The sequence below is a fragment of the Parundibacterium terreum genome (assembly GCF_014636315.1).
Classification (GTDB): Bacteria; Pseudomonadota; Gammaproteobacteria; order Burkholderiales; family Burkholderiaceae_D; genus Undibacterium; species Undibacterium terreum.
The window spans coordinates 133,164-148,433 of sequence record NZ_BMED01000003.1 but is presented as its reverse complement, the minus strand read 5'-3'; the positions used below and the strand labels follow the sequence as shown (position 1 = coordinate 148,433).

The 15,270-nt window shown below is 55.4% G+C and carries 12 protein-coding genes; 2 read left to right on the top strand and 10 right to left on the bottom strand.

Going from position 1 to position 15,270, the window contains the following annotated elements; all coding sequences use genetic code 11:
• Window positions 1-72: 72 nt before the first annotated feature.
• The 4 genes from IEW12_RS15425 to IEW12_RS15410 form a co-directional block, all read right to left on the bottom strand.
• Window positions 73-2,460, bottom strand: coding sequence for a 3-hydroxyacyl-CoA dehydrogenase NAD-binding domain-containing protein (locus tag IEW12_RS15425; RefSeq protein ID WP_188566989.1), 2,388 nt, complete (start codon window positions 2,458-2,460; stop codon window positions 73-75).
• Window positions 2,461-2,536: 76 nt separating this feature from the next.
• Window positions 2,537-4,327 carry an acyl-CoA dehydrogenase C-terminal domain-containing protein gene (locus IEW12_RS15420; RefSeq protein ID WP_188566988.1) on the bottom strand — a complete coding sequence of 597 codons (1,791 nt, stop codon included), beginning with the start codon at window positions 4,325-4,327 and terminating at the stop codon, window positions 2,537-2,539.
• Window positions 4,328-4,472: 145 nt separating this feature from the next.
• Window positions 4,473-5,078 (bottom strand): TetR/AcrR family transcriptional regulator, encoded by a 606-nt coding sequence (locus IEW12_RS15415; protein ID WP_188567524.1) that lies wholly within the window; start codon window positions 5,076-5,078, stop codon window positions 4,473-4,475.
• Window positions 5,079-5,335: 257 nt separating this feature from the next.
• Entirely contained in the window at window positions 5,336-5,713 is a 378-nt protein-coding gene (locus IEW12_RS15410; RefSeq protein ID WP_188566987.1) for an RNA-binding S4 domain-containing protein, read from the bottom strand.
• Window positions 5,714-6,128: 415 nt separating this feature from the next.
• Between IEW12_RS15410 and IEW12_RS15405 the strand changes: the two genes are divergently transcribed.
• Together IEW12_RS15405 and IEW12_RS15400 are read left to right on the top strand one after the other, a co-directional pair.
• Window positions 6,129-6,797, top strand: coding sequence for a TetR/AcrR family transcriptional regulator (locus IEW12_RS15405; protein ID WP_188566986.1), 669 nt, complete (start codon window positions 6,129-6,131; stop codon window positions 6,795-6,797).
• A complete protein-coding gene (locus IEW12_RS15400) occupies window positions 6,794-8,779 on the top strand; it encodes an acetoacetate--CoA ligase (RefSeq protein ID WP_188566985.1) in 1,986 nt (661 codons plus the stop codon). Before IEW12_RS15405 ends, IEW12_RS15400 begins: the two co-directional genes overlap by 4 nt.
• 336 nt (window positions 8,780-9,115) lie before the next feature.
• Here IEW12_RS15400 and IEW12_RS15395 read toward each other — a convergent pair whose 3' ends face one another.
• From IEW12_RS15395 to IEW12_RS15370, 6 genes are all read right to left on the bottom strand, one after another.
• The gene (locus tag IEW12_RS15395; protein ID WP_188566984.1) at window positions 9,116-9,913 is read right to left on the bottom strand and encodes a DUF429 domain-containing protein; all 798 of its coding nucleotides are present in this window, start codon (window positions 9,911-9,913) and stop codon (window positions 9,116-9,118) included.
• Entirely contained in the window at window positions 9,910-11,073 is a 1,164-nt protein-coding gene (clsB, locus tag IEW12_RS15390) for a cardiolipin synthase ClsB (RefSeq protein WP_188566983.1), read from the bottom strand. The genes IEW12_RS15395 and clsB overlap by 4 nt, the downstream gene beginning before the upstream one ends.
• Window positions 11,074-11,082: 9 nt before the next feature.
• Entirely contained in the window at window positions 11,083-11,919 is an 837-nt protein-coding gene (locus IEW12_RS15385; protein WP_188566982.1) for an endonuclease/exonuclease/phosphatase family protein, read from the bottom strand.
• A gap of 99 nt (window positions 11,920-12,018) precedes the next feature.
• Window positions 12,019-12,480, bottom strand: a complete 462-nt coding sequence (gene nudB, locus IEW12_RS15380; protein ID WP_229751141.1) for a dihydroneopterin triphosphate diphosphatase — start codon at window positions 12,478-12,480, stop codon at window positions 12,019-12,021.
• 229 nt (window positions 12,481-12,709) lie between these two features.
• Window positions 12,710-14,515: an aspartate--tRNA ligase gene (gene aspS, locus IEW12_RS15375; protein WP_188566980.1), complete on the bottom strand. Its 1,806-nt coding sequence runs from the start codon at window positions 14,513-14,515 to the stop codon at window positions 12,710-12,712.
• A gap of 107 nt (window positions 14,516-14,622) precedes the next feature.
• Window positions 14,623-15,246, bottom strand: a complete 624-nt coding sequence (locus IEW12_RS15370) for a DUF502 domain-containing protein (RefSeq protein WP_188566979.1) — start codon at window positions 15,244-15,246, stop codon at window positions 14,623-14,625.
• Between the last annotated feature and the right edge of the window lie 24 nt (window positions 15,247-15,270).

The following is a 15,270-nucleotide window of genomic DNA, read 5'->3' as shown; positions in this document are numbered from 1 at the left end:
GGGTATTCATCACCAGGCCAGCAGCGCAACGCGCCAGGGTTGTTTCCCAATATTCGCAATAGTTTCTCAGGCTTAGTTACGTACAGGTTTTCCGGTCTGCATCATGCCCATGATGCGTTCCTGCGTTTTCGGATGGTTCAGCAATTCCATGAAGGCCTTGCGTTCCATGTCCAGCAGCCATTGCTCGCTGACCACGCTGCCCTGCTCCACTTCACCACCGGAAACGATCTCGGCGATCATCGTGCCCAGTTTGTAGTCGTGCGCAGAAATGAAGCCGCCGTCACGCATATTGATCAACTGTGCAGAAATGGTGGCCATGCCGTAACGGCCTGCTACCGGCACTTGCGCTTTCAGCGGCGGACGGTAGCCCGCGTCAAACATCGCGCGCGCTTCCACTTTTGCCACATGCAACAATTCATGGGCATTGAACACGATCACGTCGTCTGCAAACAGGTAGCCCATTTTCTGCGCTTCCAGCGCAGATTTGGAAACTGCTGCGGTCGCTGCATTGGTGAAGTAGTTCTTCAGGAACTGCAACAGGTCCGTGCCTTTGGCATCTTTCGCTGCACGCACTGCCGCTTCTTTCAAGCCGCCGCCGCCAGGAACCAGGCCCACGCCGACTTCCACCAGGCCGATGTAGGATTCGATCGAGGCAACGCGTTTTGCAGCATGCATCATCAGTTCGCAACCGCCGCCCAGAGCCAGTCCGGCTACTGCAGCAACCACAGGTACGTTCGCATACTTCAGCGCCATATGCGCTTGCTGCAGGCGGGAGATTGCCGGTTCGATAGCTTTCACGCCGCCGGACATAAACAGCGGCAGCATTGCCTGCAGATCGGCGCCGGCAGAGAAGGCACCGCCTTCGGCTGCGTCGGAATTCCAGATCACCAAGCCCTTGTAATTTTTCTCGGCTTCTGCAATCGCTTTTTCCATGCCGTCGATGACGCCTGGCCCGATAACATGCATCTTGGTCTTCAGCGACAGGATCAGCACTTCATCGTTCTGGTGCCAGATGCGTACGGAATCATCTTCAAATACAGTGGTGCCGGCAGTCTTGCCGTCAGCCACGCCCGCACCCAGTACTGGTGCGCGGAAAGCCTGGCGCTGGTACACCGCCAGTTCAGAACGCGGCACATAAGTCTTGCTGCTGGCGGACCAGGAACCTTCCGGCGTATGTACGCCGGTGCGGCCATCAAATACCCAGGCTGGCAAAGCTGCATTGCACAATGCCTTGCCTGCATCGATATCTTCCTTGACCCAGGTAGCAATCTCTTGCCAGCCGGATGCCTGCCATGTTTCGAAAGGACCGACATTCCAGCCAAAGCCCCAGCGCATCGCGAAGTCGATATCGCGCGCATTGTCGGCGATGGACTCCATGTGGAAGGCAATGTAGTGGAAAGCATCGCGGAAGATCGCCCACAGGAACTGCGCCTGAGGGTTGGTCGATTCACGCAGGGTCTTCATGCGCTTGACCGGATCTTTTTCTTTCAGCATGCGGGCAACAACTTCATCCGCCTTGGCGCCGCCGGCGACGTACTCACCTTTAGCGAAATCCAGGCGCTGGATATCCTTGCCTACTTTTTTGTAGAAACCTGCACCGGCTTTTTGACCCAGCGCGCCAGCAGCAACCAGCTTGGCCAGCACTTCCGGTGTTTTATAAACAGCAAAGAAAGGATCGCTTTCCAGGTTGTCCTGCATGGTCTTGATCACGTGGCCCATGGTATCCAGGCCCACGACGTCCGCCGTGCGGAAAGTGCCGGAAGAGGCACGGCCCAATTTTTTGCCGGTCAGGTCATCCACCACGTCTACGCTCAGTCCGAATTTTTCAGCTTCGTAGATGGTTGCCAGCATGCCGAAAATACCGACACGGTTGGCGATGAAGTTAGGCGTATCCTTGGCGCGCACAACACCTTTACCCAGGGTTGTAGTCAGGAAGCCTTCCAGTTGGTCGATGATTTCCGGGCGGGTGGCAACGGTAGGAATCAGTTCTACCAGATGCATGTAGCGCGGCGGATTGAAGAAATGCACGCCGCAGAAACGCGCTTTCAATTCTGCATCAAAACCTTCGGACAGTGCGGTGATCGACAGGCCCGATGTATTGGAAGCGAAGATCGCGTTAGGTGCAATGTAAGGAGAAACCTTCTTGTACAGGTCATGCTTCCAGTCCATGCGTTCCGCGATCGCTTCAATGATCAGGTCGCAGCCCTTCAGGATATCCAGGTTGTCTTCGTAGTTGGCAACTTCGATATACGCAGCGTCATCCTTGTTGCCCAGCGGCGCAGGGTTGAGCTTTTTCAGATTTTCGATAGCACGCAGTACGATGCCGTTCTTCGGGCCTTCCTTGGCCGGCAGGTCGAACAGCACAACAGGTACTTTGGCATTGACGCAGTGCGCTGCGATTTGCGCGCCCATCACGCCGGCGCCCAGTACCGCCACTTTTTTAACGATGAAATTAGTCATTTTTTACCTCATGTGTATCATGTGGAACAGCAGCACTACCGCTCTTGTTGATGAGCGGCAGCGCCTGCCATTTTGATTAGAACAGGTCTGCTTCCAGTGCCATCAGGTTGGCGGAACCGGAACGTGCCTGACGGATCAGCATCGCTGTTTCCGGCAGCAGGCGGCCGATATAGAAGCGCGCTGTTGCCAGTTTGGATGTATAGAAAGTGTCGCCGGAATCTTTTTTCTCCAGAGCGATTTTTGCCATTTGCGCGAAGAAGTAGGCATACACCAGATGGCCTACCACACGCAGGTAAGGTACCGCAGCAGCGCCAACTTCATCCGGGTTCTGGAAAGCCTTCATGCCGATTTCCATTGTCAGCTTGGTGACCTTGTCGCCCAGGTCAGCCAGCGGTGTGATGAACTCAGCCAATTCTTCATTAGTGCCGTTTGCTTCGACAAATGCCTGAACCTTGGCGCCGAACTTGCGCAGTTTTGCGCCGTTGTCCATCAGGATCTTACGGCCCAGCAAATCCAGCGATTGCACGGTGTTGGTACCTTCGTAGATCATGTTGATGCGGGCGTCGCGTACATACTGCTCCATGCCCCATTCGGAGATGAAACCGTGGCCACCGTAGACCTGCAGGCACTCGGAAGTGGCTGTCCATGCATTGTCGGTAATGAAGGCCTTGATCACCGGAGTCAGCAGCGCGACTTCGTCGGCGCAGTCTTTACGCACTTCTTCATCAGGGTGATTCAGTTCCTTGTCCAGTTGCAGGGCAACATAGCCGGTGAAAGCGCGCGCGCCTTCTGCATAGGCTTTTGCTGTCAGCAGCATGCGGCGTACGTCGGCATGCACGATGATAGGATCGGCAGGACGATCCGGCGCCTTGATGCCGGACAGGCTGCGCATCTGGATGCGGTCTTTTGCATATACCAGCGCGTTCTGGTAAGCCACTTCCGTCAAGCCCAGGCCTTGCATGCCCACGCCCAGACGGGCCGCGTTCATGAACACGAACATCGCGTTCAGGCCCTTGTTCGGACCGCCGATCAGCCAGCCGGTTGCGCCGTCCAGATTCATCTGGCAGGTTGCATTGCCGTGGATACCCATTTTTTCTTCGATCGCGCCGCAGAAAATTGGATTGCGGTCGCCGTTGCTACCGTCCGCATTTGGCAGGAACTTAGGTACGATGAACAGCGAGATGCCCTTGGAGCCTTCCGGAGCGCCTGGCAGGCGTGCCAGCACCAGATGCACGATGTTGTGCGACATGTCGTGTTCGCCGGCGGAGATGAAAATCTTGCTGCCGGTGATTTTGTAGGAGCCGTCGGCTTGCGGTTCTGCTTTGGAACGCAGCATGCCCAGATCGGTACCGCAATGCGCTTCAGTCAGGCACATGGTGCCTGTCCACTCGCCGGAGATCAGTTTAGGCAGGTACAGAGATTTTTGTTCGTCAGTGCCGTGCTCATGGATGCACTCGTAGGCGCCATGGGACAGGCCTGGGTACATGGTCCATGCCTGGTTGGACGAGTTCAGCATCTCGTAGAAAGAATTGTTCAGCGCCAGCGGCAAGCCCTGGCCGCCGTATTCTGGATCGCAGGACAGCGCAGGCCAGCCGGCTTCCACATACTGCTTGTATGCTTCTTTAAAGCCTTTTGGCGTCGTGACAGTATGATTGGCCTTGTCGTGATGGCAGCCTTCGCGGTCGCCGGAGTGGTTCAGCGGGAACAATACTTCAGAAGTGAATTTGCCGCCCTCTTCCAATACCTGGTTGATGATGTCGGCATCGATTTCTGCATACTTGGGCAAGTTCTTGAATTCATTTTCCACTTGCAGCAATTCATGCAAGACGAACTGCATATCACGCAAGGGAGCGACGTATTGACCCATGATTTTCTCCTGACAACCGTTTAAATAAGATTAAGTAAAATTGTTATAGCGAATAAATTAGCGAATAAAATTCCAGCGCGGTCTATTCCTGTTGCTGTTGCAGCTCACCCGGCCTGCTTCCGCAGGCACCGCCTATCCTGAGGGATCAGGCGTGTTCTGCAGCCTGCCGCGAATAGTTTTCGACCAGGCGTTCAAACCCGATCTGCGCCCTTTCCACACTGCCCGGCTTGCGCAAGAAACGCGCATCGTGGTGCAGCGCCAGGATCAGGCCATACATTTCATAGACTATCTGTTCCGGATCTACATCTTCACGCAGATGGCCCAGCTGTATCGCCTGGGTCGTCGCACGGCGCAGAGCGCCCTGCCACGCGTGTATCATGCCAACCAGTTCATCGCGTATCGGCCCTTGCCTGTCGTCGTATTCCGCCGCACCGCTGATGTAGATGCAACCGGAGGCGATTTCAACCGTGACGCGCTTAACCCACAACGCGAACATCGATTGCAGGCGAGGCAAGCCGCGCTCTTCCTTCATGCTGGGGTAAAACACTTCCTGCTCGAAATGGTGGTGGTACAGCTTCAGCACTTCGATCTGTAAATCTTCGCGCGAGCCGAAATGAGCAAATACACCTGATTTGCTCATATTCATCTTGTCTGCAAGCAAGCCTATCGTCAGCCCTTCTATGCCGTCACGGCTGGCTGCGTCCAGTGCCACATCAAGAATCGCTGCACGAGTCAGCTCACCTTTACGCATGAATTTCGATGTCATATTCATAATGCATTTAATCGTGTTGAATGATTCATAAAGGCATATTGGTGATGCCACTATGTGAATTAATCGAACGCTCGTACTATTAGGCACGGCGCTATAAAAGTCAAACCAGAAACGGCTATGTAGCCCCGTTTAGAGGAGAGTATCTACTTGTTTATTCGGAATTATCGGGATTTGTGGGGTTTCCGGCGTTTCCTTTCTGTTGGGAATGCTATTTCCGGCGGGATCTGAAATGGCGCTCAGTTTCTGGTGAAGTCCAGTTGACGCCGGTCGCGCTTGGTAGGACGGCCAGCCACAGAGGCACCCGGTTCGCGGTAATATTTTTTATCCTGCGCCGCCTTGGCGCGCTTTTCCGCGCTTTCTTCTGTCTCCTGGTACATGGTTTGCGCCACGGTGGCAGAGCCACGCACCTCCAGCACACGCAACACTTTCACTTCCCAGACTTGCTCCGCATGCTCTATCTGCAGCATGTCGTCCAGCTTCACGCCATGCGCCGGCTTTACCCGCTGGCCGTTCTGCAAAATCCGCCCCAGTTCCACTGCTGTTGTTGCCAGCGTCCTTGTCTTGAAGAATCTGGCTGCCCACAGCCACTTATCTAATCTGATGCTATCGCTCATTGGTTTTACCCGGTTTGACTCAGCTTGCCATGAATCGAAAGACCGCTGCAGGCTTTGCTTTCTGCTGCATGCCGCTGCATTTTTTAGCGCGATCATTCCATTTTCTGCACTGTATTTTAGCGCCCCTTCAAACACAAGACATTTATGCATGTAACGCACTGTGCGGGTGCATTGTGCGCTGCAAATGCTGCAGCGCGCATAGACAAAAGCTTGTACGAACGTACAATCAATTCGCCAAGCAAATGCTTTTCATTGACCTTGCCTATAGGCTGGTCCGCAATTGCAAAGGCGCAGTCGTCATCCGCATGCCTATCCGGCGAGATGGCGGTGACGGTTTTTGGTCGGGCCTGCCTATCCGGACCGGATAGCCTGTGCATCGCACCAACCACCCCGGATCTTCACAAGAAAGAAGCCGATGAGCTCAGTGAATGATTTAAGCGGAAAAAAGCGGGCTATCCTGGTCGCTGCAGAAAAATGCTTTGCGATGCAAAGCTATGAAGGCGTATCGATACGCGATATCGCCCATGAGGCACAGGTACCGATTGCACTGGTGGGCTACTACTTTGGCGCGAAGAACGAGCTCTACCACGCCATATATGAACATCGCAGTAGCTATATCGCAGAGCGCCTGTCTGAACTGCATAAGGCGCGCCTGCATACCGATCCGGACATGGCTGTCAGCGCGATCATCGCCGCCTTCATTACCCCCGTACTGAAATTGAATGAAGAGCCGGATGGCGTCAATTTTTCACGCATGGTCATGCGCGGCGTCATTGATCAGCATGAAGCCAGTGCGCGCATCACGCGAGAATTCTACGACCCCATGGCGAAGGAATTCATTGCAGCGCTCAGCAGCGCACTACCGGCGGCGCCGGTAGAAACCATATTCTGGTGCTACCAGTTTGCCTTGGGCGCCTTGCTGCACCACGTCGTCGATACCCGCATAGAAAGACTCTCCGAGGGCCGCTGCCCTGCCCGCAACGCCGCCGTGGCTGCGCCGCATTTGCAGCGCTTCATCACCGCCGGCATACGTGCGGCGGCGCTCTCTTCCACCTACACTCCCAATCAGGAATACCCCGCATGAACGATAGCAGCCTCAAGCTTTTATGGACGCCGTCCGCAGAACGCATCAGCAAGACACGCATGCACGACTATATGCAATGGCTGCAAAAGGACAAGGGGCTGCAATTCAGCGACTACAACAGCTTATGGCAGTGGTCCGTGGAGCATCTGGAAGAATTCTGGGAAACCGTGTGGCAGTATTTCGACATACACAGCACGCAGCCTTACACACGCATACTGGATACGCACAAGATGCCGGGAGCACGCTGGTTTGAGGGGGCGCAATTGAACCTGACGGAACAATTGTTCCGCTTCCACCGGGATGATGCAGAGGAGCAAAGGCCGGCAATCATTTTCCAGTCCGAACCGGATATTGCCGAAGGAAAGACCCACAGCATCAGCTGGAAAGAGATGCGCCGCCAGATCGCCTCGGTCGCGCACGCACTGCGCCAGATGGGTGTGCAGCGCGGCGATCGCGTCGCTGCCTATCTGCCCAATATTCCCGAAACCGTGATTGCCTTTTATGCCTGCGCCAGCATAGGCGCGATCTGGTCCAGCTGCTCGCCGGACATGGGCAGCCCCAGCGTACTGGACCGCTTTGCGCAGATCAACCCCAAGGTATTGATCGCGGTGGACGGCTACCGCTATGGCGGCAAGAATTTTGACAGGCTGAGCGTGGTGGAAACCCTGCAGCAGTCGCTGCCCAGTGTCGAGCATACAATTCTGCTGCCGGTGCTGCATACCGCGCTTCCCGCAGGGAATTTTGCTTCCTGGGACAGCCTCCTGCAGCATGAAGTCCCCATCCAGTTTGAGCCTCTGCCTTTCGACCATCCCTTGTGGATAGTCTATTCATCCGGCACCACGGGCATGCCCAAGCCTATCGTGCATAGCCAGGGCGGCACGTTGCTGGAGGCACTGAAGGGGCACGGGCTACAAATGGATCTGGGTGAACAAGACCGTTTCCACTGGTTTTCGACCACCGGCTGGATCATGTGGAACTCTCAAGTCACCGGCCTGCTGCTGGGCGCCACCATCTGCCTGTTCGATGGCAATCCCGGTTATCCGGACATGGGAACATTGTGGAAATTTGCGGCGCAAACCCAGGCCACGTTCTTCGGTGCCGGCGCCGCCTATTTCGCCAACTGCGTGAAGGCAGGCATAGAGCCGCGCAAGCTTGCCAATCTGGACCGCATACGCTCGGTAGGTTCCACCGGCTCTCCGCTATCGGAAGAAGGCTTTGAATGGATATACCAACAGGTCGGCAGCGACATCATGCTGGCCTCCATCAGCGGCGGCACCGATATCGCCGCCAGCTTTGTCGGCTCTTGCCCCATCATGCCGCTGTACTCCGGAGAAATACAGAGCCGCAGCCTGGGTATCGCGGTATATGCGATGGATGAACAAGGCAAGCCGCTGCATGATGAAGTAGGCGAACTGGTGGTCACCAAGCCTATGCCGTCGATGCCGCTGTTTTTCTGGAACGACGCCGGCAACCGGCGCTACCTGGACAGCTACTTCGACGTTTATCCCGGCTGGTGGCGGCATGGCGACTGGATCAGGATCACGCCACGCGGCGGCGCCGTCATCTACGGCCGCTCCGATACCACCATCAACCGCCACGGCATACGCATGGGCACCAGCGAAATCTACCGCGCCGTGGAAAGCCTGCCCGAAGTGCTGGACAGCTTGGTGGTGGACCTGGAATACCTGGGCCGCGAATCCTATATGCCGCTCTTTGTCGTGCTGCGCGCCGGGCTGCAACTCAATGAAGAACTGGTCACCGCCATCAAAACCACAATCCGCACGGCATTATCCTCGCGCCATGTGCCGAACGAAATTTTCGCCGTAACGGAAATCCCCCGCACACTGTCCGGCAAAAAAATGGAACTGCCGGTCAAGAAACTACTGATGGGCACCCCGATAGACAAAATCGCCAACCGCGACGCGATGGCAAACCCGGGAAGCCTTGGCTATTTTGAAAAATTTGCGGCAGCGCGAAGCTAAGAAACCAACAATCTGGTTTCGACGTTGCAGTTGCTTTTGAAGTTGTTTTTGATTTGCTTTTGACGTACCCCCGCTCGGACGCAGCATTTTGCGCTCTGCCGAAAATGGATTAGAAATGGGTGTTGTCTGAGCGCAGCGAGTTTCGCCCATTTCCCATTTTTGGCAGTGCGCAAAATGTGATGACGCGCAGCGTCATCACCCGAAGGGCAAGTCTGCGGTCGCCTTCTTCTTGCTTACTTCTTCTTGGCGAAGCAAGAAGAAGTAAGTAGCCGACGGGCTACCCCCGGCCAGCAATCCCAAGATACAACAAGCAGGCACCAAGTAAGAGAGCAAGCGCTAAGCCCCCACTATCCACCCCTCCAAGCTATCAAACTCCGGCAACCCAAACCCCTCATCCCTCCGCATCCAGCCCCACCCCGCGCTCAACCCACACAGCACTGCATCCAGCAAATCTCCACTGCCATCCGCAATCAACAAATCCCGAAACGACCCGCACACTAAAGGCACACCCAGCACATATTGCCCCGCCTCCAGCGCAGCAACAATCTCCAAGCGCCGCTGCACCCGCTCAGCCGTATGCTTGGCCTTGTCATCACTCTTGTAGGAAGCCCGCGTAATGCTCCGAGCCAGCATCCCCGGATAAGCCTCCAGCGCAATACGGTCATCCCCAGCCAGCATGCCGGGAATGGTCACTCCGGCATCCAGCAGACGCGGCGCACCGGCGTGCAGCATATATGCAACCGGAGGATTGACCCATTTCATCGACGGCGAAGAACCGGCGGGGATATCGGTAGCCCGGTGTGCAAATTTATTGCCCACGGGCCGTTCATCGCAGAACGCCTTGAAGATCAATCGCAATTCAGGCCGTGGTATTTCCCGCAGGTGACTTATCAGCTCGGCCCACTGCACCGGCCAGCCCAGATATTCAACCAGTTCGCGCGGAAAGGAGAAAGGCAGGTCGAAACCGGCCAGCCAGGGGCCGGGCCGGCGCAACCAGGCTTCAAAGGAAGGAAAATCATGCAAGTATTGCAGCGACTGCAGCACGAAAACATCATTCTGCATTACCCCGGTGGCTATCGTGATGCCTTTGCGCTTGGACGGTGCAGAAGTGAAGTCTACGCCGTGCAGTATCACGCATAGCCTCCCAGGGTCGCAATCCGCATCACGCTGCGATAAATCAGATAGGCAGTGCCATACCAGGCACGCTTGTACCAGGGCTTGTTATTGTAGTCTTCCGCAGCGATCAATACGCCGTCGGCAATACCCTGCTCCAGATGCGTAGTCAGCTCCTGCGAAAATGCAGCGTCCCTGATCACCACATTGGCTTCCTGGTTGACAAACAGGCTAAGCCCGTCAAAATTGCTGGAACCCACGGTCGCCCATTCCTCATCCACCACGGCCACTTTTGCATGTAATTGTGTCTTGCGATATTCGACGATCTTGACGCCGTATTTCATCAGCTTCGGATAATAGGAATGCGCAACCGCATCCTGCAGATGGAACTGACCGACACCGATGAGCAGCGTGACATCGACACCGCGCGAGGCGGCTGAGATCAACGCCCGCCTGAACTTACGGCCTGGCGCAAAATAAGGATTGGCCAGGATCGCCTTCTTCCTGGCCAGGCCCAATGCCTGCAAATAGGCGCGCTGTATGGTCGCCCTGTGCCTCAGGTTATCCCTGACGATAAAGGCAGCCAGGCTGGGTTCGTGTGACGCTACCTGCTCTTCGTCGCGCAGATTCAGCAGTAATTGCAGACGTGATTTCAAGCCCAGCTTGCCCATCCTCAGCCATTGCGCATAAATCTCCAGTTGTATCTGGTTGACCAGCGGGCCGGTTACGCGCACGGCAAAATCCCAGCGTGGAAACTCCAGCGGGATGGCCGCATCATCATCGGAGAGCATGTCGTCATTGATGTTCAGGCCGCCGACCAGCGCAATCTTCTGGTCGATCACGCATATCTTCCTGTGGGTGCGGGCCAGGCCGCGCCGGAACCAGGGATTAAAACGCCGGAACTTGACGCCGCCCCGGGCAAAAGTCTCCGTCAACGCTTTGGATTGATGATCGCCGCTACCCAGCCAGTCAGCGATTACCCTGACATTGACGCCGCGCTGGGCGGCTCTCTCCAACGCCGCCTGCACCTGCAGGCCGGTCGCATCGGAAGAAAAGATGTAGGTTTCGAGATGGATATCCTGCTGCGCCTGGTCGATATCGGCTATCAATGCGGCAAAGAACTCCGCACCGCAGTGCAAGAGCCGGACATCATTGCCACCGACAAAGTTCAGTTTGCGCATGCGTTGGTTTCAGGACTGGCGCGGAGAATATTCCAATGTTGCCACAATTGGCACGTGGTCTGATAGTTTTGTCCATGGTGCACCGCTCATTACCTGTGCATGCTCCACCTTGAAGCCGCGTACATACATGCGGTCCAGCCGCAGCCAGGGCAGGCCAGCAGGAAAAGTGCGGCCAGTCTTGATTTTGGGCTTGACGCCGCCGCCCAGGCCCGCCATCGCGGCAACACGCTGCGGCATGGAGGCAATGCTGGATGCGATGCCCCCACGATGCTTGCCATCGTCAAATACCTCGCTCACGCCCAGCTCGGCGTACAGCGTATGATTCAGGCTATTGCTCCAGTCGTTGAAGTCACCGGCGATGATCAGCGGCGCATCCGGCGGCAAACTGGTCTGTATCTCGCGTATCAGTGCCTGCACCTGCCGCCTGCGGCTGGCCGCAAACAGGCCCAGATGGATGACGAAACAGTGAATCTCTGCAGCAGGAGCACGGATCACCGTATGCAGGATGCCTCGCTGCTCATATGCATGGTCGGACACGTCATGGTTGGCCGTGGACGCAATTTCAAAACGGCTCAGCAGGGCATTCCCATGGTGGCCGTGTTCATAGACGGCATTCATACCGTAGGCAGAGTGCCGGTTTTCACCTGCCAGGAAATGGTGCTGCGCCTCTACCGGCCATTGCGTATGCTTGAATGCATGGTGATCGTGCTGGCCCTGGACTTCCTGCAGGAAGACCAGGTCGGCGTCCAGCATGTCTATCGCTTCCTTGATGCCGTGTATGCGGGCACGCCGGCCAAAGGCGGTGACGCCTTTATGGATGTTATAAGTGGCGATGCGCAGTTTCATTGAAGACCAGTTCCAGGATATTCGTTCAGTTAAATTCGCTCAGTCAAAAGTGTCAAAAGTACCGCCCGTTCTTGCCTGTCATGGCCTTCAGCTAAAGCACTAGCTACCGGCGGCGCCGACAAACCTGGGCAATTGCAGTATCGCTTCTGCATTCGACGAAGAAAAGCAGCGATCAGCCGCCTCGCGGTAAGGCAGCCACAGATACTGCAAATGTTCGCGCGGCGCCAGCGTCACCTCTATATCGCGCGGCACCTGCAGGCTGAACACATGTTCGGTATTCTGCGTAATGCCGGGCGCATAACGATGCCGCCACACCGGATAAATCTCATAAATATTCGACAAATTCCAGTCCAGCAATGCACCCGGCTGCGCGCTTGCGATGATGCCGGTTTCTTCCTGCACCTCGCGCCTGGCAGTTTCTGACAGGATTTCGTCGGGACTATCTTTTGATCCTGTTACCGACTGCCAGAAACCCGGCTTATCGGCACGTTCTATCAACAATACTTGCAGGTCCTCAGTGTGTATCACCACCAGGACCGACTCGGGAATTTTATAAGGCATTGTCATCCACAATAATGGCTTGGGAGCTGCAATTGCACTCCAACCCCGTTGCAGTATTGCAAGGCATTTTAAGCGTATTTTCTGATGCAATCAGTACGGTAGTTAGCACAAGCGGTCTGCAGCGTATCAAACCATGTCCAGCATGAAAAATAAAAGAAGCAAACAGCGATAAAAAAAGGCGCGGAATTCCGCGCCTTCATTATGCCATTGAAAACAGCATCCGGATTTATCAGGACTTGACGACCGGCTCCGGATTACGCAAACGGATATGCAATTCCTTCAGTTGCTTCTCATCCACTGGGGATGGAGCATGCGTCAGCAAATCTTGCGCGCGCTGGGTTTTCGGGAAGGCGATCACGTCACGGATGGATTCCGAACCTGTCATCATCGTCACGATACGATCCAAGCCGAATGCCAGGCCGCCGTGCGGAGGCGCGCCGTATTGCAGTGCGTCCAGCAGGAAGCCGAATTTCAGTTGCGCTTCTTCGGCATCGATCTTCAATGCGCGGAATACCTTGCTCTGTACGTCTGCACGGTGGATACGGACAGAACCGCCGCCCAGTTCCCAGCCGTTCAATACCATGTCGTAAGCCTTGGCCACGCACTTGCCCGGATCTGTTTCCATCAGGTCTTCATGGCCGTCTTTCGGGGCCGTGAATGGGTGGTGGGTTGCAGACCAGCGCTCATTCGCTTCATCGTATTCAAACATAGGGAAATCGATGACCCACAATGGCTTCCATACGTCATCGAACAGGCCGTTTTTCTTGCCGAATTCGCTGTGGCCGATTTTCACGCGCAATGCACCGATCGCATCGTTGACAACCTTGGCTTTATCCGCACCGAAGAAAATCAGGTCGCCGTCTTGCGCACCGGTTTGCTCCAGGATCTGTGTCAAGGCTGCATCGTGCAGGTTTTTCACGATAGGCGATTGCAGGCCGTCGCGGCCCAATGCTTTTTCATTGACCTTGATGTAAGCCAGGCCTTTGGCGCCGTAGATCGCAACAAACTGCGTGTATGCGTCGATTTCGGAACGTGGCATATTGCCGCCGCCCGGTACGCGCAGACCAACCACGCGGCCGTTAGGCATGTTCGCGGCGCCGGAGAAGACCTTGAAGTCCACATCCTTCATGACATCGGTCAGGTCGGTGAATTGCAGTTTGACGCGCATGTCCGGCTTGTCGGAACCATACAGGCCCATTGCCGTGTCGAAGTTCATCACAGGGAAAGGATTAGGCAGCTCGATATCCAGCGTGTTCTTGAACACCAGGCGTATCATGCCTTCGAACATGTCGCGGATTTCCTGCTCATTCATGAACGAGGTTTCGCAATCGATCTGCGTGAATTCAGGCTGGCGGTCAGCGCGCAGATCTTCATCGCGGAAGCATTTGGTGATCTGGTAATAGCGGTCGAAGTTGGCAACCATCAGCAATTGCTTGAACAACTGCGGCGATTGCGGCAACGCGAAGAATTCACCGGCATTCACACGGGAAGGCACCAGGTAATCACGCGCGCCTTCTGGCGTGGATTTGGTCAGCATCGGTGTTTCGATGTCGATGAAGCCATTGGCATCCAGGAACTTGCGCACTTCCATCGTTACCTTGTAACGCAGGCGCAGATTGTTTTGCATTTGCGGACGACGCAGATCCAGCACGCGGTGTGTCAGGCGTGTGGTTTCGGACAGGTTGTCATCATCCAATTGGAACGGTGGCGTCACGGATGGGTTCAGCACTTCCAGTTGCTGGCACAGAACTTCGATCTTGCCTGAGTTCAGGTTGGCATTGCTGGTACCTTCCGGGCGGTTACGCACCAGGCCGGTAATGCGCAGGCAGAATTCGCTACGGACGGATTCTGCGGCGGCAAATACGTCCGCACGATCAGGATCGCAAACAACCTGTACCAGGCCTTCACGGTCGCGCAAGTCGATGAAAATCACGCCACCGTGGTCACGGCGACGGTGCACCCAGCCGCACAGGCTGACGGTTTGACCGAGAAGAGCCTCAGTGGTGAGGCCGCAATAGTGGGTACGCATGGACATATCTAATTACCTGTCTTTGTTCAAAGTTATCAATTATTCCGGCAGGCCTGCCGCGGGTGCATGCCTGCGCTTATATTCGTGGTGTACTTGTATTCGTGGGTCTATCGTTACTGCAAAACTTCATCGTCTTTTTTGACCGGCAAGTGCTCTGGAGCAACGACACCCATCGATACGATGTATTTAAGCGCTGCATCGACGCTCATATCCAGCTCTATCGTATCCTCCTTAGGCATCATCAGGAAGAAGCCGGAAGTCGGATTCGGCGTGGTCGGCACATATACGCTGACATACTCGCCTTGCAAATGGTTGGCCACGTCGCCGCCGGGCACACCGGTCAGGAAAGCGATGGTCCAGGAACCCTGGTGCGGATATCGTACCAGCACTGCCTTGCGGAAGGCATTACCGGAAGAGGAAAACAGCGTGTCCGATACCTGCTTGACGCTGGAGTAGATCGAGTTGACGATGGGAATGCGGTTCAACAATGCTTCCCATACCGAGACCACATAGTTACCGATAAAGTTTTGCGTCAGCAAACCGGTAACGAAAATGATCAGCAGCGTCAGTATCGTACCCAGGCCTGGAATATGGAAGCCGACAACAGCTTCCGGCCTCCATTGTGCAGGCAATAGCAACAGGGACTGGTCCATCGTACTGATGATGGCGTTCAGCACCCACAGGGTGATTGCCAGCGGCACCAGTATCAACAAACCGGTAATGAAATATTTACGCATTACACTCGCCATTCTATTAAATTA

Bases quoted from the DNA above. Each gene is read 5' to 3' on its own strand.
- IEW12_RS15425 (WP_188566989.1), bottom strand. From the start codon at position 2,460: ATGACTAATTTCATCGTTAAAAAAGTGGCGGTACTGGGCGCCGGCGTG.
- IEW12_RS15420 (WP_188566988.1), bottom strand. From the start codon at position 4,327: ATGGGTCAATACGTCGCTCCCTTGCGTGATATGCAGTTCGTCTTGCAT.
- IEW12_RS15415 (WP_188567524.1), bottom strand. From the start codon at position 5,078: ATGCGTAAAGGTGAGCTGACTCGTGCAGCGATTCTTGATGTGGCACTG.
- IEW12_RS15410 (WP_188566987.1), bottom strand. From the start codon at position 5,713: ATGAGCGATAGCATCAGATTAGATAAGTGGCTGTGGGCAGCCAGATTC.
- IEW12_RS15405 (WP_188566986.1), top strand. From the start codon at position 6,129: ATGAGCTCAGTGAATGATTTAAGCGGAAAAAAGCGGGCTATCCTGGTC.
- IEW12_RS15400 (WP_188566985.1), top strand. From the start codon at position 6,794: ATGAACGATAGCAGCCTCAAGCTTTTATGGACGCCGTCCGCAGAACGC.
- clsB (WP_188566983.1), bottom strand. From the start codon at position 11,073: ATGCGCAAACTGAACTTTGTCGGTGGCAATGATGTCCGGCTCTTGCAC.
- IEW12_RS15385 (WP_188566982.1), bottom strand. From the start codon at position 11,919: ATGAAACTGCGCATCGCCACTTATAACATCCATAAAGGCGTCACCGCC.
- nudB (WP_229751141.1), bottom strand. From the start codon at position 12,480: ATGCCTTATAAAATTCCCGAGTCGGTCCTGGTGGTGATACACACTGAG.
- aspS (WP_188566980.1), bottom strand. From the start codon at position 14,515: ATGTCCATGCGTACCCACTATTGCGGCCTCACCACTGAGGCTCTTCTC.
- IEW12_RS15370 (WP_188566979.1), bottom strand. From the start codon at position 15,246: ATGCGTAAATATTTCATTACCGGTTTGTTGATACTGGTGCCGCTGGCA.